Source organism: Blochmannia endosymbiont of Colobopsis nipponica (assembly GCF_014857065.1).
GTDB lineage: Bacteria > Pseudomonadota > Gammaproteobacteria > Enterobacterales > Enterobacteriaceae > Blochmanniella.
The window spans coordinates 295774-318910 of the sequence record NZ_CP046533.1; the positions used below are offsets into that span (position 1 = coordinate 295774).

Sequence of the window (23137 nt, forward strand, 5' to 3'; positions counted from 1 at the left end):
AGACAGATAAATAATGACAATACAAAATTCATTTTTCCGTATGCTGATGATAATAAGTAGCAGCTTTTATAAAACTTATAAATAAAGGATGACCATCACGCAGAGTAGAAGTAAATTCCGGATGAAATTGACTAGCAATAAACCACGGATGATTAGAAAGTTCAATAATTTCTACTAAATTGGTATTTTCTGAAAAACCAACAAAATGCATTCCTGCTAATTCAATTTGTTTCAATAATAAATTATTAACTTCATATTTATGACGATGACGTTCTAATATAACTGATTTTCCATATATTTGATAAACTATACTATTTTGCATTAAATAACACAAATGACCACCAAGACGCATATTAGAAGAACTATCCTTTGTACTTAAAGTACCTAAATTACTACATGCACTTTGCCATTCAGAAATAAGCGCAACAACAGGATACTGACAATCTGGTACAAATTCAGTAGAATTAGCATCTTTCATTCCAACTACATGTCTAGCAAATTCAATTAAAGCTACTTGCATGCCCAAACATATACCTAAATATGGAATTTTATTTTCACGAGCATATTGGACGGCCATAATTTTACCTTCTATACCACGATAACCAAAACCACCAGGAATCAAGATAGCGTCTATTTTTTTTTTCATTACAGATATACCCTGATTTTCTATATCCTGAGAATCAATCAAACAAATATTCACTAAAGTACGATTCTTCAATCCAGCATGCTTTAATGCTTCAAAAATAGATTTATAAGCATCAGGTAAAATAACATACTTACCTACTAACCCAACAGTCACTTCATTTGTTGGATGATCTTCTTGATAAAGCGCTTCATTCCATATGGATAAATCAGGTTTACGACAATGTAAATTAAAAAAATTACAAATAAAATCATCAACACCTTGAAATCTTAATAAAATTGGTATTCTATAAATAGAACTGACATCCTCCAATGAAATTACAGCACGCGAAGATACATTGCAAAATAAAGCAATTTTTCTTCTTTCATTTTTTGAAACTACTTTGTTAGATCTACAAATTAAAATATCAGGCTGAATACCAATAGACAGCAATTCTTTCACAGAATGCTGAGTTGGTTTAGTTTTTAACTCGCCAGAAGCAGAAATATAAGGCAATAAAGTCAAATGTACATACAAAGTCCGTGCACGACCATTCTCTACTGCCATTTGACGTATAGCCTCCAAGAAAGGTAATGACTCAATGTCGCCAACAGTTCCGCCAATTTCGACTAAAATAACATCGTAACTTCCAGCACAATCTATAATATTTTTTTTTATCTCATTAGTAATATGAGGCACAACCTGCACTGTAGCCCCTGAATAATCTCCACGACGTTCTTTATACAAAACGTCAGCATATATACGCCCAGCCGTAAAATTATTACGACGAGTCATTTTAGTATGAATGAATCTTTCATAATGACCTAAATCTAAATCTGTTTCTGCACCATCTTCAGTTATAAAAACTTCCCCATGTTGAATAGGACTCATAGTACCTGGATCTACATTTATATACGGATCTAACTTCATTATAGTTACGTTAAGACCTCGTGCTTCAAGAATAGCTCCTAAAGATGCTGTAACAATACCCTTTCCTAAAGATGAAACCACTCCTCCAGTCACAAAAATATAATTAACCACCACATCGTAACCTAAAACTAAATAATCTAATTTAATATTTATCTATAAACACAAAAAATACCCCGCGAGTATACACCTAAATTAAACAATTTTCAATAAACATCAAAATCAACCAATTATATAATTATTTACGATATACAAGAATCATCAAAACAAAAAAACATTCTATAATTATAAATCTAAAAAATAATCTTAATTGTAACGTAATTAAAATTGAAATATCTAAATAACTAAAAAAATTTTAAATGATTTTAACTTTAAAATTTATAAATAAATTATTATAACTCTTGTACATAATTAAACATAATATAAGGAAAACAATAAATACCAGCTATTTAAGTTGATATTACAAATCCTTAAAAATCCAAAATCTTCCTAATAAAACATACATCACCATTAAAATAATTAAACATTTCCATTTAATTAAAATAATGAATCTAATTTTGAATTTGATTTAAGTATAATTATCATGTAATACTTTATTACAAATATAATTTTTATATATGTATGATAATCTTTTATTGTTATACTTTACATCAAGTTATTGAAAATAATTTTAATTAAAATTCAAAATAACCTATTATTTACAAATACTAAATTACTCAAATTTTGAGTATAATTTTATAAAATAAAACACCTTAATTCGACATTAAATATTTAAAAACTAGTTAAAACCACAAGTTAAACATTGAAGAATTATTAAACAAATAATAATATTTTAGATATTAAAAGATAACCCGCAGCTACAAGTTCTTTTAACATTAGGATTAATCACAACGAAACGGGAACCTTTTAATCCTTCATGATAATCAATTAAAGCGCCAGTTAGATATTGCAAACTTAAAGGATCAATAACTAATATAGCGCCATTTTTCTTGATACATAAATCTCCATCGTTAATATTTTCATCTAAAGTAAAACCATATTGAAATCCATTACATCCTCCACCGACAATATATATACGTAATTTTAAATTATCATTACCTTCGCTTAATACAAGATTATTAATTATTTTCGCGGCAAAATCAGTACACTCTAAAGGAAAATTAATCTTATTATTTATCATATCAATTAACCTCATAAATTCATGTATAAAATTTAGAATATTAAACATAATACTCTTTGTTTCTAAAGTCATAAAAATAAAACTATAAAACATAAATTACTATTGCGATAAAATAAAATTTTATTAACTACAATTTATACTTAAATTACTTATGAATAAAATCAAAAAATAACTTAGTAAAAGATAAAATATCAAAACAATAGTAAACCTCATCCATAAAAATTATATAATTGAATAATTTCAAACATCATATTCAATAAAACTATGCAATTTGTATTAAAACTTACAAATTAAATAAATTATGGATCCAATTAAAAAAATCATTTTCATTTTTTAAACTAAAAGAAAAATCTCCATCATTTTGAAATTGAGAATAACTAACAATTCGTTCACTCTGAAAAAACAATGACTGAGGATCATTTGTCCACACTGGCAAAACACGTGACGCATATAACTCATCAGATACAAAATTACCATAACAATCAATAAACATTTTGATAATACCATTAGGTGGTATCAAACTTAAAGGAAGAGGCGAATGATATTTTAAATAAAAATTGTACAAAGTTAAAGCTCCATTAGATCCGGTTAATTTAGTTGTACAATTGTTATCTCTACCTACCCAAATTGTAGTAACCTCTTTACCATCAATACCAACAAACCAACTATCACGCAAATCATTGGTAGTACCTGTTTTAGCAGCTAAATAGGTAAAAGGAAAATTTTTATAAAGAGGATAAGACGTCCCGCATGATACCACTTGTTGCATAGCATACAATATTAAATAAGCTGCTTCAGCGGGTATTACGCGAAATGCCTGTGGAAAACTGTGATATAAAACAATATCATCTTCATCTACAATCGAACGTACTGATGATAAAGGAGCATAATTACCACCACTAGCTATAGTTTGAAACTCTTGAACTACTTCTAATGGCGTTAAACTCAAAGCACCCAAAAGCATAGACGGAAAAGAAGTTAATGATGAGGAAGGAATTCCTAATTTTTTTAATAAATCAATAATATTTTTTAATCCAATAGATAAACCAAGATTTACAGTAGGTATATTTAAAGACTGAGTCAAGGCATCTATTAACATTACTTTTCCACGAAATTTTCTATCATAATTTTTAGGAGACCAAATTATACCATTTTTTTGCTTTATCATTAAAGGAGCATCTGCAATCCACGTATTTAATCGGTATTTATTAGGTTCACTAAGGGCAGCGAGGTAAGTAGCTGGTTTAGCTAAAGAACCAATAGAACGTCTGGCCTGCATTGCACGATTAAATCCAGCAAATTGAGGGTTACTCCCCCCTACCACAGCTCGTATTTCACCACTAAAACGATCTACTATTACTATAGCTCCTTCTAAATCGTTAATACAACGGCTAACGCGCAGTGCGTTAATACCTATATCCATTGCTTTTTCTGCTGCATTTTGTGACAAGGGATCTAAAGTAGTAAATATTTTTAAACCAAAATGATTATCAATAAGACTGCCAAATTTACTATATAGTTCCTCATAAACCATTTGAATAAATGCTGGGTGAGGAGTTAATACTTCACCTCTTAACTTCACACCTAATGGTAACGCGTTGAGCATAACATATAATTCACTAGATATAATCTTCTTGAGTTCTAATAACTTTAAAATCTTATTACGACGATCTAATACTATTTTAGGATTACGCCAAGGATTATATAATGACGCTCCTTTCACCATACCTACTAACATTGATTGCTGATCAATACTTAACTCACTTACTGGACGTCCGAAATAATACAAGCTAGCCAGTGGGAAGCCACGAATCTGATCATCGCCGTTTTGACCAAAATAAACTTCATTTAAATATAACTCAAGTATACGATCTTTACTACATCGATAATCAAGAATTAAAGACATATAAATTTCGTTAAATTTACGCCAAAACGATCGATCACTAGATAAAAATAAATTTTTTACTAATTGTTGCGTCAAAGTACTACCTCCTTGTACTGTATGTCCAGCTGATAAATTAGCCAATAAAGCTCGTCCTATAGAAAACAAATTTATTCCATCATGCTGATAAAAATATTGATCTTCAACGATAATTAACGTCTTAATCAACGTATCTGGAAAGCCAGATCTAGGAACAAATAACCTTTGTATTCTGTGCGACTGATTTACAACACCTATTAATTTAGGATCAAGACGAAAAATCCTAAAATCATATCCGGTATCTAAATTTGTAATTTTTAATAATTTACCTTCAGAAAAAGTAATACAAACACGAACCTCCTTTTCTTTACCATCTGGAAAACTAAAAGATCTACGCAATAATTCAATCACACAATTAGATTGTATAATAAATTCACCAGGACTAGTAATTTTAGATACTTGACGATAATGCATACTTTCTAATAAATCCACAATATCTTTACAAGTATACACCATATCTGGTTCTAAATTTATCATACGACTATAAATAGTCATGGGTAATTGCCATACTTTATTACCAACACGACTATGTATTTTAGCATTTAAATAAACACCATAACTAACTATCAACATAAACACTATCAAAATAATATAAAAAAATATTTTATATAAAAAAACTTTTGTAAAATATCGATTTGAAGATCTATAATAACTAATGGATTTCATATTTTTAGAATACGATTTAATTGTTTAAGATTAGTTAGTCAGAAACTCTTTTGTATAAAATTTAAATTTAAAATTTAAATCACTAATTATCATCAAAGATAACTAAAATAACAAAATAATAAAATACCAACTTAGCAAATATTACAAGTCAAAATAATTGACTTAAATTATAAGATATCTTAATAATACAATATTACACATTAGATAATATATTAATAAAATTATATGATATAGTGATATATTTACTATAAAATAAAAATCATAAACTATAAATATAATCAATTTTGTTTAATTTATGGTTATTATACTTATGTCATTATAAATAATTATTTACTTGAAATACTATTAACAAAACTAAATTTTGAACATCATGGGATTGCAAAAATTATGCAAAAACAAACAAAACGTAAAATATCTTCTCTAAGTATTCTATCAATGGCTGGAGTAAATCCTTATGAAGAAAAACAAAATGAAAAGTATATGAATGACGCACAACTTATACATTTTACACGAATTCTAAAAGCCTGGCATAATCAATTAGAAAATGAAATAAAGCGCACAACTTCAAATATGCAAAGTAAAGCGACTAATTTCCCTGATCCAATAGATCGCGCAGCACAAGAAGAAGAATTTAATCTTGTATTGCGCCATCGAGCTAGAGAGAGAAAACTTATAAAAAAAATAGAAAGTACTTTACATAAAATAAAAGAGAAAAAATTTGGTTTTTGTGAATCTTGTGATATTAAAATAGGTATTCGTCGATTAGAAGCCCGCCCAACAACTAATTTATGTATCGATTGTAAAACTTTGGCTGAAATTCGTAAAAACAAATAATAAGATAATGAAATTATAGTATCAATTCAGATTTAATTTAATATTAAATAATAAAATAAAAATTTTTCAAAATAAACATAAAACTATATGATCGAATATGTATGGATATCTTTAGGCAGTAATCTATCAAATCCTAAACAACAAATAACTAATGCTCTTCGTAAAATATCTGAAATTCCAGAAACTAAATTAATTGAGCATTCCTCTTATTATTCTAATCCTCCTCTATATTCATTAAATCAACCAGAATTTATTAATGCAGTAGCCAAACTACAAACTGCTCTTGATCCAAGATCATTACTTAATTATTTACAGATAATTGAATATAAACAAGGACGCGTTAGAACAACAAAATCACGTTGGACATCCAGAACATTAGATTTAGACATTATACTTTTTGGGAACTATATTGTTCACGCAACGAATCTAATAATACCCCATTATGATCTCTACAACAGAGAATTCATGCTATATCCATTAATTGAACTAGATCCTGAATTATATTTACCAGATAAAAAAAGAATCACACATCACTTAAATATTTTAAAAAAAAAACAATCTTGGAACTATATTAAATCTAATTTAAATTTTATATAGCATATTCAATTTTTAGCTACATGTAATTAGTGGAAAATTAAAATATAAACTCAATTTTTAACCTTATTTATAAAAACTGTCGTAGCACCTTTCTATAATAAACAACATATTCATCAAAAACTTAATTAACAAAATATAATCATATTTACATATACATACTACAATCAAAGAACTTATAATAGTAAAGTTTGAAAGTTTGTTATTACTCAACATAAATAACTAAACTAAAATAAGGCCTTCAATTCAATTCGATCTTGCTTTTATATTCAATATATCAGTAATTGAACCTTCATATATTGAAGCGGCTAATCCTATTGATTCATATAAGGTTGGATGAGCATGCATAGTCATAGAAATATCTTCAGCATCACATCCCATTTCAATTGCTAAACCTATTTCTCCTAATAATTCACTACTATTTGTACCTATTACTGTACCACCAATTATTTTATGAGTACTTTTATCAAAAAGCAACTTAGTCACACCTTGTTGATAATTAGAAGAAACAGCACGACCTGAAGCTAACCAGGGAAAAACAGCTGATTCATGAGAAATATTTTTTTCTTGAGCAATTTTTTCAGTTAAACCAACCCAAGCTAATTCTGGATCAGTATAAATCACAAAGGGAATTACTTTTGGGTCAAAATAACTATTTAGCCCAGCAATTACTTCAGCAGCTACATGTCCTTCATAAATACTTTTATGAGCTAACATAGGTTGACCAACAACATCACCCACTGCAAAAATATGAGATAAACTAGTACACATCTGTTTATTAACAACAATAAATCCATGAGAATCCAACTTTACTCCTAACAAATCAACTCCTAAAAATCTACTATTTGGCGTACGCCCAATAGCAACTAACAAGCCATCATATAATTTAACATCCGGTAATAAATTATCATTTTTTTTCATACTGACAAATATACCTTCTTTCTTACAACTAACCATTGTTATTTTAGTACCCAGAATTAAATTAAATTGACCCCTGATACATTTAGTAAATATTTTTATTATATCATCATCTAGTATTGGAATAAGATTTTCAGAAATTTCCACTAAATCAATTTTTGACCCTAAAGCACTATATATGGTAGCCATTTCCAAACCAATAACACCTGCACCAACAATTAATAATTTATCTGGTACTTTTTGTAATTTTAACGCATCAGTAGAATTCCAAATACGTGAATCATTATAAGAAATACAAGATAATTGCATGGATTGAGAACCAGTGGCAATAATTGCATAATCAAAATAAATTTCAAAAATATCAGAATTGCTTTCTACTCTTAAAACATTAGAATCAATGAATTTACCATACCCATGAATTATTCTTATCTTTCGCAAACTAGACATATTATTTAAACCAAATGCAAGCTTATCAATTATCTTCTTTTTCCAAGAAAGCAATTTATCAAAATTAATTTGAATTTTATCTATAGAAACAAGACCATAATTAGCAAATAATTTCATTTCTCTCAGTAATTTAGAAAAATGCAATAATGTTTTTGAAGGGATGCAACCAACATTAAGACACACGCCACCTAAATTAGAATAATTTTCTACAAGAATAACTTTTTTGCCCAAATCTGCGCATCTAAAAGCTGCAGAATAACCTCCAGGACCCGCTCCTAATACTACAACTTGCGTTTTTATTTTTTGAGCAACTATCATAAAAATTAACCTCTTAGTTTATTAAAATTAATAAATTAATAATCTCTGACAATTCAAAATTTAATATTATTAAAATTATCTTATTAATTTTTAAGCTATTTAAAAATTAATAAGTCTACATTATTAGATAGCGAATGTCAGACATAATCTGATTAATTAAGGTAATAAAACGCGCACCATCTGCACCATCTATAACACGATGATCATATGATAACGATAATGGTAGCATTAATCTAGGAATAAATTTTTTACCATTCCATACTGGTTTAACCAAAGATCTAGAAACACCCAAAATAGCTACTTCCGGTGCATTAATAATAGGTGTAAACGATGCGCCACCTATTCCACCTAAATTAGATATAGTAAAAGAACTACCTTGTAAATCCAAAGCAGTAAATTTACCACCAGACTGAGTCTTTTTAGAAATTTCTGCAAGTTCACGAGAAAGAACAATTACACCTTTTTTATTAACATCACGTAAAACTGGAACATATAATCCACTAGAAGTATCCACTGCTATACCAATATTAATATATTCTTTTAAAATCAACATTTTACCATCTTTTGATAAAGAACTATTAAAACGTGGCAATTTTTCTAATGCTTTAGCTACCGCTTTCATAATAAATATTAAAATAGTAATTTTTATAGATATTTTTTTTTTCTCAAAATCAGAATTTTGCTGTTTACGAAATTTTTCTACTTCAGTAATATCAACTTCATCAAATTGTGTAACATGGGGAATCATTATCCAATTACGATATAAATTAGCTCCAGAAATTTTCTGAACACGATTTAATTTCACTTCCTGTACATTGCCAAATTTTCGAAAATTTATATCAGGTGAAGATGATATATCATGTAAAATATTCGCTACACAATTTAAATCAGAATTAAAAATAAAACGATTACAATCTAAGGAATTTTTAATATAACTTTGAACATCTTCTCTTAAAATCCTACCTTTATGCCCGCTACCTTTAACATGAGATAGATTAATCCCAAACTCTCGCGCCATACGACGAATCAATGGCGTTGCATGTATATAGGACGAACCACGATAATCAATATTCATCAATTTATCTTGATTATTCTTTTGAGAAAACGTAGATACCAAATTATTTTTATTATTGTCAGACATAGATTTAGTTATATTATCTTTAATATCAAAAAACATAATTAAAGAACCAGTTTTAATTTTATCTCCTACACTGATAGGAATAGATTCAATAACACCAGTAAACGTAGATGGAACATCCATAGATGCTTTATCACTTTCTACTACCATAAGTGATTGACCAACTTTAATAAAATCACCTACTTTCACCATAATTTCAATTATTTCTACTTCATTAACACCAACATCTGGCATATTCATTGCTATCGCCATATTTTACTCTACCTCAAGCGCTTATTCTAAACGAGGATTAATCCTATCAACATCAATATTAAAAATATTAATGGCATTTATTACCTGATCTACACTAATTTTACCAATCTTTACTAACCTATTTAAAGACGCTACAACTATATAACCAGCATCTATTTCAAAATAATGCCGTAAATTTTCTCTACTATCTGAACGTCCGAAACCATCTGTTCCTAAAACAAAGAAATTTTGAGAAGGAATAAATCCACGAATCTGTTCAGCAAATAACTTCATATAATCAGTAGATACAATTACAGGTGCATCATTCAACACAGTAGATACATAAGGAATTCTAGGCTTCTTTTTAGGATGAAGCATATTCCAACGTTCACAATCTTGTCCATCTCGAGCTAACTCAGTAAATGAAGTGACACTATATACATCAGAACCTATTCCATATTCTCTAGATAAAATTTTTGCTGCTTTACGTACACATTGTAAAATAGCACCTGATCCCATTAACTGAATATTACTTATATCACCTGGAAAAGATTCCAATTTATAAATACCTCTTTTAATACCTTCTTCTACTCCTTCTGGTATAGCAGGCATAAAATATTTTTCGTTTGTAATGGTTATGTAGTAATATATATTTTCTGCTCGTTTACCATACATACGAATTAATCCATCATAAATAATGACGGCAACTTCATAAGCAAAAGCAGGATCATATGAAATACAATTAGGAACAATCAATGATTGAATATGACTATGACCATCAGCATGTTGTAATCCTTCCCCATTTAATGTAGTACGACCAGAAGTCCCTCCAATTAAAAAACCTCGTGCTTGTTGATCAGCAGCAACCCAACATAAATCTCCCGTCCTCTGAAAACCAAACATAGAATAAAAAATATAAAATGGAATCATAGGATAATCATTAGTAGCATAAGAAGTTGCTGCAGCTAACCAAGAAGAAAGAGCACCAAGTTCACTTATACCTTCTTGCAAAATTTGTCCTTTTAAATCTTCACGATAATAAGCTAAATGTCCGTAATCTTGTGGCGTATAACATTGACCTGTTGAACTATAAATACCAATTTTACGAAATAAACCTTCCATACCAAATGTACGAGCTTCATCTGCAATAATAGGCACTAACCTATTTTGAATCCCTTTATTTTCCAATAAAATATTTAATACACGAATAAATGCAATAGTAGTAGAAATCTTTTTTTCTTGTATTCCTAACAATGGTTGAAAATCTTCAAAACGAGGTAATTCCAATGAACCAGTAAAATTTTTTAATCTTTTAGGTAAAAATCCATGCAAAATCCTACGTCTTTCATGCAAATATCTATATTCATCAGAATCACTGCGTAAAGTAATATAAGATAAGGATTCAATCTGATCATTACCAATATTTTCTAACCTAAAACGATCACGAAAATAACGCATTCCTTCTGTAGTTATTGTTTTTACTTGATGAGCAATATTCATACCTTCTGCAAATACACCCATACCATAACCTTTAACAGTATGAGCTAAAATAACAACTGGTTTTCCAATTGTTTTCTTAGCTTTTTGTAAAGCAGCAAAAATTTTTTTAGCATCATGACCGCCACGATTTAATGACCATATTTCATCATCACTCATATTTTTCACTAAATCTTTTGTTTCTGGATATTTACCAAAAAAATGTTCACGTATATAAGCACCATTTTTAGACTTAAAAGTTTGGTAATCTCCATCAACTGTTTCATTCATTAACTGAATTAATTTTCCGCTATAATCTCTACGAAATAAATCATCCCATAAACTACCCCAAATAACTTTAATCACCTCCCATCCTGATCCAATAAACAAATTTTCTAATTCATTAATAATCTTACCATTACCAATGACAGGACCATCTAAACGTTGCAAATTACAATTGATTACAAATATAAGGTTATCTAATTTTTCCCGAGTTGCAATATTAAGAGCGCCTTTAGATTCAGGTTCATCCATCTCTCCATCTCCTAAAAAAGCATAAACTGTTTGATTACTGGTGTCTTTCAAACCACGATGATCTAAATATTTTAAAAATTTGGCCTGATAAATAGCAGCAATAGAACTAAGACCCATTGAAACAGTAGGGAATTGCCAAAATTCCGGCATCAACTTTGGATGCGGATAAGAAGATAAGCCATTTTGATATACTTCTTGACGAAAACTATCTAACTGATCTTCAGTTAATCTTCCCTCAAGAAAAGCACGAGCATATATACCAGGTGCAATATGACCCTGAAAATATACCAAATCACCGGTGTCATATTCATTTTGAGCTCTAAAAAAATGATTAAAACAAACCTCATAAATGGTAGCAGCTGATTGAAAAGAAGCTATATGACCACCTAAATCCAATTTTTTTTTTGATGCTCGTAACACCATAATAAGAGCATTCCAACGAACAGCAGAACATATCCTATGCTCTAATTTTAAATTACCGGGATATTTTGGTTCATCATCAACAGAGATAGTATTAATATAATCTTTATTTACTGTTTTATCGTAAAATTTTACACCATTCTTATTTGCTGTAATTATAACTTGATCAATCAAAAACCGTGCTCGCTCGATCCCCTCTTCACGAACGACTGCAACAATCGCTTGAAGCCACTCACTTGTTTCGATCGGATCCACGTCATCAATTAAATACTCAGACATGGTATATTCCTTCATGTGTTCTAAATTAATTAAAATTTGTCTGTAAACAAAAAAACAAAATAACCTTATAAAATATAATTTATCATAAATCAAAATTTATGTTTATATTTTAATAATTTTGAATACTTGTCATTAATGAAAATAAAACTGATCTATCAAGTATCACGTAAACAAATTATCATAAATTATAAAATAAACACGAAATAGTAAAAATCTTACTGATAAAATATAATATAATTAAATTTTATTATAAAGATGCTATCATCAACAAATTAAAATTCAAGCAATTTAAGTAAAATAAATAAACCTTCAATGTAAAAATTACTCCCCATTTAATAAATATTTATTTGTTTAATCAAGTCAAAACATACATTATAATAAACGAACATTATTAAACAAAACTAAATAATGCTAATTCTTGAATAATAAACATTTATTAAATAAACGCATATCCAACTATTAATCCAACCCAAATTTTATTAAACCCTTCATTCTGAAATGAATAATATAAATATTAAATTTTCAAAAATAAAACACACATTTACTTATACATCTTATTAATTTGGATAAAAACAAAAACAACACCCACCTCATTATTAAACCTATGAATAATGACAAATAAAATACAACAAAACACGACTGCTATAATTAAATTTTATTTATATCATAATAACAAAATAAAGATTATATAAAAATCTTGCTATAAATAAATATCTTCAAAATTAAACATCAGATTATATTATAAAAATTCAAAAAAAATAAAAACACAAATAAATTAAAATAAAACATAATAATACTCAATTCGTTCTTTATATTATAAAATAAACATAACATCATTTACACAAAAACATAAACATTAACATAAAATTAGATAAGAACTCCAATAAACTCAATCTATTGAAGTTAACAAATACACTTTAAATAACTTTAACCTATTATATCATTTATTATTTAATATTGACTAATTGATCAAAACTAAATTATAACATTGTCATAAGAAACTAAACTTAAATTTTGTAGAACGAAATTATTACAATACAAATGAAAATAAATCATGAACTTCATTATTGCTCTTACAGGAGGTATTTGTAGTGGGAAAAGTACAATATCAAATATCTTTTCTCATTTAGGTATCACTGTAATAGATGCTGATTGTATTGCTAGAAAAATTTTACAACCGAAAAGTCAAAATATACTTAGTATTACTGAAAGATTTGGTATGTCTATACTAAATCAAAATGGAACATTAAACAGAAAAATTCTTAGAAAAAAAATTTTTAATAATACTACAGATAGGATATGGCTTAACAAGCTTCTCCATCCATTAATTCGTAAAGAAACTAAAAAACAATTTAAATCAACAAAATCACCATATATAATCTGGAATATACCTCTTCTTGTCGAAAATAATTTAAAAAAAATAGCAAATCGCATTTTAGTAATAGATACAAATCCTGACAACCAAATCATCAGAATCATAAATAGAGATAATATCTGTAAAACCCAAGCCAAAAAAATATTAGATTCACAAACAAATCGTCAATCTCGTTTAAATATAGCACATGATCTTATTCAGAATGACAGATTAAAGAAAATAGATATAATAAACAACATTATCGATTTACATAAATTTTATCTTAAGATAAGTAAATAAAATATTTAACTAAAATAAGACTATTATAATTTACCATGACATTGTTTAAACCTTTTACCAGATTTACAAGGACAATCCTCATTCCTACTTATTTCTTTAGCTGTTAAAGAAGAATTAAATAAAAATTTACTAATTTTACTTATAACTTCATATTTTAAAGTCTCTAACATATTTGCAAACATCTTAAAAGCTTCTTTTTTATATTCTTGTTTAGGATCTTTTTGTGCATAACCACGCAAATGAATACCTTGACGCAAATAATCCATAGCAGCTAAATGCTCTTTCCATAAATAATCAAAAACCTGTAACATAATACCTTTCTCAATACTACGCACTATATTATAACCAATATTTTCTTTTTTAAGTTGATGATAACTTCTAAATTCTACTAATACACGCTTATATAATTCTTTTCCTTTAGTATACAAATCAGGTTCTTTATCTAACCATTTTAAAATATAAATATTAAAATAAAAATCATCACGAAAACGTCTTTCTAATAAACTAATATTCCATTTTTTTTCTAAAAAAGGTAACGGCATATAAACCATTAATAATTTAGTAACAACATCATCACGAATTCTAGCCACTAAATCACCAATATCATCCATATCTAATAAACTATTACGCTGCGTATAAATAACACGTCGTTGATCATTAGAAACATCATCATATTCTAAGAGTTGCTTACGAATATCAAAATTTCTATTTTCTACTTTCCGCTGAGCATGAGAAATAGTTTTACTAATCCAAGAATGTTCAATAGCTTCTCCAACTTTCAATCCTAATTTACGCATAACATCTGTTACTTTATCAGAAACAAAAATTCTCATTAAAGAATCGTCCATAGATAAATAAAAACGAGAAGAACCAACATCTCCTTGTCTACCAGAACGACCACGCAACTGATTATCAATACGTCGAGATTCATGTCGTTCAGTACCTATAATGTGTAAGCCACCAACGTCTAATACTGCATCATGAGATCTTTTCCATGAAGATTTCATATGTAATAATGACTGCTCGTCAATATTATCTAAAGAAGATAACTCTGAACGCCAATTACCACCTAATATAATATCAGTACCACGACCAGCCATATTAGTAGCTATAGTCACTGCACCAAGCTTACCAGCTTGAGAAATAATTTCTGCTTCTGTAGCATGAAACTTAGCATTTAAAACTTTATGCACAATCCCTGCACTTTTTAAAGCATTAGAAATAACTTCAGATTTTTCAATTGAAATTGTTCCAACTAAAACCGGTTGACCACGTTTATTACAAGATTTAATATCTTGGATGATAGCGTCAATTTTTTCATTTTCCGTCATATAAATTAAATCAGGTAAATCATTGCGAATCATCGGGCAATTTGTAGGAATTACAATAGTATCCATTTTATATATATCCTTAAATTCAAAAGATTCAGTATAGGCAGTACCAGTCATTCCTGCTAACTTTTCATACAAACGAAAATAATTTTGAAAAGTAATCGAAGCCAATGTTTGATTTTCATTTTGAATAATTAAATTTTCTTTAGCTTCTATTGCCTGATGTAATCCATCAGACCAACGACGACCAGGCATAACTCTCCCTGTATGTTCATCTACAATTAATACATTACCATTTTTAATAATATAATCTACTTCACGCATAAACAGTACATGGGCGCGTAAAGCAGCATTAACATGATGCATTAATATAATATTAGAAGACGAATACAAAGATTCTCCTATATTCATAATACCAGCATCAACCATTAATTTTTCAATCAATACTAAACCACGCTCTGTAAGTATCACCTGACGAGTTTTTTCATCTACTACAAAATGCCCTTTACCTTGAAATTTATCTGAATCCTCCTTATCTTGACGAATCAAATAAGGAATAAGCTTATTTACTAAATAATATAATTTAGAAGTACCTTCCATTGGACCTGAAATAATCAAAGGAGTTCTGGCTTCATCAATTAAAATAGAATCAACCTCATCTATTAAAGCATAATATAACGAACGCTGAACTCTATCTTCTGAATTAAAAACCATATTATCACGCAAATAATCAAATCCATATTCATTATTTGTACCATAAGTAATATCTGCAGCATACGCAGACTTTTTTTCAGACAAAGATTGACCTGGTAAATTTATACCTACTTTTAAACCTAAAAATTCAAATAAAGGACGATTATTACTTGCATCACGCTGCGCTAAATAATCATTCACTGTTACTATGTGAACTCCTCGACCACTTAAAGCATTCAAATATGCAGGTAAAGTAGCGGTAAGCGTTTTACCCTCTCCAGTACGCATTTCAGCTACACAACGGTTATTTAATACCATACCACCTAATAATTGAACATCAAAATGACGCATACCAAAAACACGGATACTAGCTTCACGCACTACTGCAAAAGCTTGAGGTAAAAGATCATTAATATTTATACCGTGCGAAAGATTCATCCGAAATTCATTAGTTTTAGCAGATAACTGTTTATCACTTAATTTCTTTATATCAAACTCCATCTCATTAATAATTGAAACTATCTTTTTCATACGACGTAAAACACGTTCATTATGATTGCCAAAAAATTTAGTGAATAACCTTACCAACATAATAAACTCTATATTACATAAATATAACTAACAAAAATTCAAAATTAAAAACAAAATATAAATAAAATTCATTTAAATATTACGTAATTTCAATAAAAATGGTCTCAATTCACGCCATCATAAATACAATAAAATATAATTTTATTCTAATCTAAATATTGTTTATGTATAAAAATTAAATGAAAATAATTCTCCTAACTCTAGTAATTATATTATATAAATTTAAATACAAGAAATTTTTTACAAAACTGAGTATTTTGCTATGAGCTAAATACCAAATTAAAATAATTTAAAAACAAACTTTAACTAATTACTTATGTTTTAGTTATTGCATTTAAATACAAGTGATATCCATAGTTAAATTAATCAATATGTACCTAATTAACATTTGAAAATTCATTTTCTTAAATTAAAATACATAAATTTAATTAAAAGAAATTTATCATTAATTCAACTGATCATGCCATAACAAATGTGAATATTTAAACATTAGCGGTAATTTAGATTCATTATCATCAAAGGTAACAACTTCCCATGCCTCTCTGGTTTGCAAAACAGCCTGCAGCAATTTGTTATTTAAAGCATGTCCAGATTTAAAAGCAGTAAAAGAACCTATTAAATTATAACCACAAATAAATAAATCACCAATAGCGTCAAGCATCTTATGCCTGACTAATTCATTATTAAACCGTAACCCATCTTGATTTAAAATCTTATCGTCATCCATTACAACAGCACAATCAAAACTACCGCCTAACAAAAGACCACGAGATCGCAATTTTTTTATATCACGTATAAAACCAAATGTACGTGCTCTGCTAATTTGTTTTACAAAAGATTCAGCTGAAAAATTAAAAAAATAACGCTGTAAATTTATATCAATGACAGGATGTTGATAATCAATAGTAAAATCTAATTGAAAGCCGTCAAATGGAGCAAGCGCAGCCCATTTATCTCCATCTTCAACACGGATTACTTGTTTAAGACGTAAAAATTTTTTTGCACTATTCAATTCCTCAATACCAGCATCTAAAAACAAATAAACAAAAGGACTTGCACTACCATCCATAATAGGAATTTCAGGCGCATCAACTTCTATAATAACATTATCAATTCCCAAAGCAGCCTGAGCTGCATTTAAATGTTCTACAGTAGAAACACGTACACCTAATTCATTAACCAAACAAGTACACAATGTAGTATCACGTACTGCAGTAACGTTCATCTGAAAATCTACAGGTGGTGTTAGATCTATGCGACGATAAATAATTCCAGTATTCGCTTCTGCAGGACGCAATGTTAAAGTTACTTCTTTCCCAGTATGTAGTCCTATGCCGGTAATTTGTACAATACGTCTTAATGTCCTTTGTTTAATCATTGTTGCTATCTCAAAAATTTTCACTAATACCCTAAATAAATACATAATGATGACTTTCAACTAAAATATACCAAAGCATTATTTTAAAAATTGAAAATTTAATATATTATTTTCTTAAAAAAGTAGGTATATCTAGATAATCAGGTTCTTTATTAATTTGCATGTCTTCCTTGTTATTTACTTGAGTTGATGTTGCCTTGCCTTGTTCTTGTAAAAAACTGGACATGCTAGAAGATCCACAATAACGATTATTGATACTATTTGAAACATCTTGTTTATCTGTAACTAACATTATTTCTGAACGTTTATCCATACCGATCCCAGTTGCAACTACAGTTACACGTATTTCATTGTTAATTTCCGGATCCAAAGATGTTCCAATTACAACAGTAGCATTATCAGAAGCAAAAGAACGAATAGTATTACCTACAGTTTCAAATTCATCTAAACGTAAATCAAAACCAGAAGTAATATTCACTAACACACCACGAGCCCCAGACAAATCTATATCCTCTAATAAGGGGCTAGAAATAGCAATTTCGGCTGCCTCTTCAGCACGATCATCACCGCAAGCAATTCCTGATCCCATCATAGCATAACCCATTTCAGACATAACTGTACGCACATCAGCAAAATCTACATTCATTAATCCAGGACATGTGATTAACTCTGCAATACCTTGTACAGCACCTTTTAATACATCATTAGCTGCGGCAAAAGCATCTAATAAAGAAACTCCTCTACCTAACACTTTAAGTAATTTATCATTTGGAATAATAATTAAAGAATCAACATACTTAGCAAGTTTAGCAATCCCTTGTTCAGCAAACGCCATACGTTTCTTACCTTCAAAACTGAAGGGCTTAGTGACTACAGCTACAGTTAAAACACCTAGTTCCTTTGCCATCTCCGCTACTACCGGAGCTGCACCAGTACCAGTGCCACCACCCATCCCGGCAGCAATAAACACCATATCAGCTTTCTCTAATGCGACTCTCAATATATCTCGATCTTCTTCTGCTGCAGTACGACCTATCTCTGGATTAGAACCTGCACCTAAACCCTTTGTAATATTACTACCTATCTGAATTGTTTGCCCCACAGACATCTTTCTCAATGCTTGTGCATCAGTGTTAATTACAAAAAAATCTACACCTTCAATATGTTCACGTACCATATGTTCAACAGCATTACCACCTCCACCACCTACTCCAACTACTTTAATAACTGCATCGCTAGTTAACTCCATAGGCTCAAACATAATACATATCTCCATCATCTTTATGATTTTAAAAATTAAATTATTAATAAACTGAATATATACACTAAAAATTCCTTTCTAAACCAACTACTGATATGTCTAAACCAAGCAATAAATGAAGTACGTCTATCTATTTCAAGATCATTATTTAAATGAGAAACCTTACCATAATGCAATAAACCAACAACAGTAGAATAATAAGGTTTCTGTACATGACCTATTAATCCGGTAATATTTAATGGGGACCCAATGCGTACTTGAGTATTGAAGACTTTTTGTGCACAAGAAACCAACCCATCAATTTGAGATCCACCACCAGTTAACACAACACCTGCCGCTAAATGATTCTTTACTCCCTGTTGATGAAGTTGAGCTTGCAATCGTAAAATTTCATCATTTACTAAATTTAACAATTCAATATATCTAGGTTCAATTACTTCTGCTAAAATTTGACGCTGTAAACTACGTGATGGACGGCCACCCACACTGGGTACATCAATACTTTCTTCTTTACCAACGATAGAATGCAAAGCACAACCATAACGAATTTTTATAATTTCAGCTTCATGAAAAGGAGTCCCAAAAGCATATGCAATATCACTAGTTACTACTTTACCAGCATAAGGAATAACTTTGATATGACGTAATGCTCCATCTGTATAAATTGCTATATCCATAGTACCACCCCCAATATCTACAACACACACACCTAATTCACGTTCATCATCAGTCAAAACTGCATATCCAGTAGCTAATCCAGCAAAAATTAATTGATCCACTTTTAATCCACATCGTTCTACTGCTTTAACGATATTTTTTGCCATATCATTATGACACGTAATTAAATGCACTTTAGCCTGCATTCTTATTCCAGATAAACCTAAAGGATTTTTAATACCTTCTTGATAATCAATAGCATAATCCTGGGGGATAACATGCAAAATACGATGTTCATCACATACACGCACTGACTTAGCTGTATGTACTACATTATCTACATCTTCCTGTGTAACCTCTTCCTCTGAAATAGGAACAATACCAATTTCATTTTGACAAGTAATATGTTTTCCTGATAATGCAAGATATACAGATGAAATTTGACAATCTGCCATTGCTTCAGCATCATCAACGGCACGCTGTATACACTTGATTACCGACTCTAAATCATTTACACCACCTTTATCCACTCCACGAGACGGATAACTACCAAATCCAATAATATTTACCATACTATCAGGTAATATTTCACCAACTAACGTAACAACTTTAGCTGTACCAATTTCTAATCCCACTACTAATCTTTTATCTAATACTTTGATCATTATTGACCTTTGATTATTATCTTTATTATCTGGTAAAATTATACTATATTATTTATTAATTATTGGAAGATATCCAACCTACAGCAAAACCATGATCGTACCGCAAATCTATATAACTAATATATTTAGCTTTATCTTTAAGGCTTTCAAGAAAAAAGGGATAAATCTTAATAAAGTTTTGTAATTTTTTTACCTTATTTTTTCTACCTAATTTCAATATAATATTATCTTGTAATATTATTTGCCATGAATAACGATTATCCAGTTTTATAGATTTTATTTTAAAATTGCTGAACGTTACAATCTCATTAAGCAAATAATAACCGGTTAACAAATCTAGTACATCTCTAGTAGATCCATATAACATAGGCAAAAAATATTTATGCATTCTTTCCGTTGGAATTTGAAAAATAACACCGTTACTATCTAACATATAAACATCATTCCAATATGCCACTGGTTCATATTCCACAATTCTGATCTTTAATATATTAGGCCATTGTTTACGTACACTAACTTCTTTAATCCATGATAATTCTTTGAGATATTTATGAATAGCAAATACATCACATTGCATAAAATTTGGATTTGAACCGGCAACAGAAATAGCATAATTAATATCCTTATCAATTGTATAATTTAAATGACCATTAATAAATAATTGATAATCTTCCAAATGAGAAACATCTCTCATCCATAAAATTACTTTAAATGAACTCCAAATAATAACAAAAAAAACTAATATAAAAAAAAATAAACCAATATAATAATTATTGTATTTTATAATAGAATATATAAAATATTTATTTAGCTTATGTATTCGTGTATTTGTAACATCCCGAAACATTTAATATTACCTTTAACAAAATATTTTATTTAAAATTTTTATCATAATAATAAATTATTACGCGCTAATTTATTTGCTATTTCACCAATAGTACCTGCACCTTGCATTAAAACTAAATCATTATTTTGTAAAATCACAGATAAAATACATGACAATTGTGTAATATCTAAGGCTAAAACGGGATTAATTTTCCCAAATTGACGAATAGATTTACATAAAGAATAACTATCAACATCAGGTATTGAATTTTCTCCAGCAGAATATATATTTAAAAGCAACAAAAAATCTACATTAGATAATACTCTAACAAAATCATTGTACAAATTTCTCATTCTAGTAAAGCGATGAGGTTGAAATATCATAACTAAACGTCTATTAAACCAGCCATTACGTATAGCTCTAATAGTAACATCTAATTCAGTAGGATGATGTCCATAATCATGGATTAGCATAACTGTCCCTTGTTTACCATTAATATCTTTCAAATTATAATTTCCTAAACACTCAAAACGACGACATGTACCTTGATATTGAGAAATAGCTTGTAAAATAGTCCTATTACTTATGCCCTCTTCAAAAGCCACTGCGATAGCTGCAGCAGCATTTAACGCATTATGGCGACCAGGCATATTTAAGGTGACTTGTAACAAAGATCCGTCTTTTTTTAATAAAAAAGATATTTTTTCTTCTTGTTGACTGTATCCACAAATTGAAAAATCAGCATCAGGACTAAATCCATAAGTCACAATGTGACGGTTTATTTTAGGTATCAATTCTTTTATTATTGGATCATCTATACATACAATAACGGACCCATAAAATGGTATCTTATGCATAAAATTAATAAAGGTCTTTTTTAGATTATTAAAATTCCCCTCATATGCATCTATATGGTCAGCATCAATATTGGTAATAATTTCTATTATTGGTCGCAAAAATAAAAATGATGCATCACTTTCATCAGCCTCTACAATTAAATAAGGACCATATCCCAATTGAGCATTAACACCAATTGCTTTAATTTCTCCCCCAATAATAAAAGTAGGATCTAAACCAGCCTGCATATAAATACTAGCAAGCATGGCTGTAGTGGTAGTTTTCCCATGAGTACCAGCAACAGCAATACCATAACGAAATCTCATTAATTCAGCTAACATTTCTGCACGTTTTATAATCGGAATACAAGCTTTTCTAGCAGCAAGTACTTCCGGATTATCTTGAGAAATAGCACTAGATATAACAACTACATTAGCATTATTAACATTAGCAGGATGATGATTAAAAAAAATTTTTATACCTAAACTAACTAGTCGTTTAATTAATTTATTTGATACTACATCAGAGCCACTAATACGATATCCTTTATTAGCCAAAATCTCTGCAATTCCTCCCATACTAGAACCGCCTATACCAACAAAATGCACTTGTTTAATACGATTCATCTTTGGATTAAAAGTATGTAATTCTGTTAATCGTTGATAATTCACTTTAAAAT

At 29.0% G+C, this 23137-nt stretch carries 14 protein-coding genes and 1 pseudogene; 3 read left to right on the plus strand and 12 right to left on the minus strand.

Annotated features, from left to right (window positions below):
- Positions 1–28 precede the first annotated feature (28 nt).
- From GN160_RS01425 to mrcB, 3 genes and pseudogenes are all read right to left on the minus strand, one after another.
- Entirely contained in the window at positions 29–1666 is a 1638-nt protein-coding gene (locus tag GN160_RS01425) for a CTP synthase (RefSeq protein ID WP_192380768.1), read from the minus strand.
- A gap of 715 nt (positions 1667–2381) precedes the next feature.
- On the minus strand, positions 2382–2726 hold the full coding sequence (gene erpA, locus GN160_RS01430; RefSeq protein WP_225624855.1) for an iron-sulfur cluster insertion protein ErpA: 345 nt from the start codon (positions 2724–2726) through the stop codon (positions 2382–2384).
- A gap of 286 nt (positions 2727–3012) precedes the next feature.
- Positions 3013–5313, minus strand: a pseudogene (gene mrcB, locus GN160_RS01435) (bifunctional glycosyl transferase/transpeptidase); the annotation flags it as partial.
- A gap of 450 nt (positions 5314–5763) precedes the next feature.
- On the opposite strand from mrcB, the gene dksA reads away from it, so the two are divergent.
- Positions 5764–6210 (plus strand): RNA polymerase-binding protein DksA, encoded by a 447-nt coding sequence (gene dksA, locus GN160_RS01440; RefSeq protein ID WP_192380774.1) that lies wholly within the window; start codon positions 5764–5766, stop codon positions 6208–6210.
- Positions 6211–6297: 87 nt separating this feature from the next.
- Positions 6298–6807, plus strand: coding sequence for a 2-amino-4-hydroxy-6-hydroxymethyldihydropteridine diphosphokinase (gene folK / locus GN160_RS01445; protein WP_192380776.1), 510 nt, complete (start codon positions 6298–6300; stop codon positions 6805–6807).
- Between the two features lie 243 nt (positions 6808–7050).
- Here folK and lpdA read toward each other — a convergent pair whose 3' ends face one another.
- From lpdA to aceE, 3 genes are all read right to left on the minus strand, one after another.
- A complete protein-coding gene (gene lpdA / locus GN160_RS01450; protein ID WP_192380778.1) occupies positions 7051–8487 on the minus strand; it encodes a dihydrolipoyl dehydrogenase in 1437 nt (478 codons plus the stop codon).
- 115 nt (positions 8488–8602) lie between these two features.
- Entirely contained in the window at positions 8603–9877 is a 1275-nt protein-coding gene (locus GN160_RS01455) for a 2-oxo acid dehydrogenase subunit E2 (protein WP_192380780.1), read from the minus strand.
- A 21-nt stretch (positions 9878–9898) separates the two neighbouring features.
- Positions 9899–12565 (minus strand): pyruvate dehydrogenase (acetyl-transferring), homodimeric type, encoded by a 2667-nt coding sequence (gene aceE / locus GN160_RS01460; RefSeq protein ID WP_192380782.1) that lies wholly within the window; start codon positions 12563–12565, stop codon positions 9899–9901.
- Positions 12566–13619: 1054 nt separating this feature from the next.
- On the opposite strand from aceE, the gene coaE reads away from it, so the two are divergent.
- Positions 13620–14219, plus strand: a complete 600-nt coding sequence (gene coaE, locus GN160_RS01465; RefSeq protein WP_192380784.1) for a dephospho-CoA kinase — start codon at positions 13620–13622, stop codon at positions 14217–14219.
- 23 nt (positions 14220–14242) lie between these two features.
- Here the strand turns inward: coaE and secA are convergent, their stop codons facing one another.
- From secA to murC, 6 genes are all read right to left on the minus strand, one after another.
- Positions 14243–16834: a preprotein translocase subunit SecA gene (gene secA / locus GN160_RS01470; RefSeq protein WP_192380786.1), complete on the minus strand. Its 2592-nt coding sequence runs from the start codon at positions 16832–16834 to the stop codon at positions 14243–14245.
- Between the two features lie 445 nt (positions 16835–17279).
- Positions 17280–18212: a UDP-3-O-acyl-N-acetylglucosamine deacetylase gene (gene lpxC, locus GN160_RS01475; RefSeq protein WP_192380788.1), complete on the minus strand. Its 933-nt coding sequence runs from the start codon at positions 18210–18212 to the stop codon at positions 17280–17282.
- A gap of 106 nt (positions 18213–18318) precedes the next feature.
- Complete coding sequence (ftsZ, locus tag GN160_RS01480; protein WP_192380789.1) at positions 18319–19473, minus strand: cell division protein FtsZ; 1155 nt, start codon at positions 19471–19473, stop codon at positions 18319–18321.
- Between the two features lie 35 nt (positions 19474–19508).
- On the minus strand, positions 19509–20795 hold the full coding sequence (gene ftsA / locus GN160_RS01485) for a cell division protein FtsA (protein WP_192380791.1): 1287 nt from the start codon (positions 20793–20795) through the stop codon (positions 19509–19511).
- 55 nt (positions 20796–20850) lie between these two features.
- Positions 20851–21489 (minus strand): cell division protein FtsQ/DivIB, encoded by a 639-nt coding sequence (locus GN160_RS01490; RefSeq protein ID WP_192380793.1) that lies wholly within the window; start codon positions 21487–21489, stop codon positions 20851–20853.
- 194 nt (positions 21490–21683) lie between these two features.
- Positions 21684–23129, minus strand: coding sequence for a UDP-N-acetylmuramate--L-alanine ligase (gene murC, locus GN160_RS01495; protein WP_192380795.1), 1446 nt, complete (start codon positions 23127–23129; stop codon positions 21684–21686).
- Positions 23130–23137 lie beyond the last annotated feature (8 nt).

Excerpts from the sequence above, each read along its gene's own strand:
- dksA (WP_192380774.1), top strand. The coding sequence starts at position 5,764 with ATGCAAAAACAAACAAAACGTAAAATATCTTCTCTAAGTATTCTATCA.
- folK (WP_192380776.1), top strand. The coding sequence starts at position 6,298 with ATGATCGAATATGTATGGATATCTTTAGGCAGTAATCTATCAAATCCT.
- lpdA (WP_192380778.1), bottom strand. The coding sequence starts at position 8,487 with ATGATAGTTGCTCAAAAAATAAAAACGCAAGTTGTAGTATTAGGAGCG.
- GN160_RS01455 (WP_192380780.1), bottom strand. The coding sequence starts at position 9,877 with ATGGCGATAGCAATGAATATGCCAGATGTTGGTGTTAATGAAGTAGAA.
- aceE (WP_192380782.1), bottom strand. The coding sequence starts at position 12,565 with ATGTCTGAGTATTTAATTGATGACGTGGATCCGATCGAAACAAGTGAG.
- coaE (WP_192380784.1), top strand. The coding sequence starts at position 13,620 with ATGAACTTCATTATTGCTCTTACAGGAGGTATTTGTAGTGGGAAAAGT.
- secA (WP_192380786.1), bottom strand. The coding sequence starts at position 16,834 with ATGTTGGTAAGGTTATTCACTAAATTTTTTGGCAATCATAATGAACGT.
- lpxC (WP_192380788.1), bottom strand. The coding sequence starts at position 18,212 with ATGATTAAACAAAGGACATTAAGACGTATTGTACAAATTACCGGCATA.
- ftsZ (WP_192380789.1), bottom strand. The coding sequence starts at position 19,473 with ATGTTTGAGCCTATGGAGTTAACTAGCGATGCAGTTATTAAAGTAGTT.
- ftsA (WP_192380791.1), bottom strand. The coding sequence starts at position 20,795 with ATGATCAAAGTATTAGATAAAAGATTAGTAGTGGGATTAGAAATTGGT.
- GN160_RS01490 (WP_192380793.1), bottom strand. The coding sequence starts at position 21,489 with ATGAGAGATGTTTCTCATTTGGAAGATTATCAATTATTTATTAATGGT.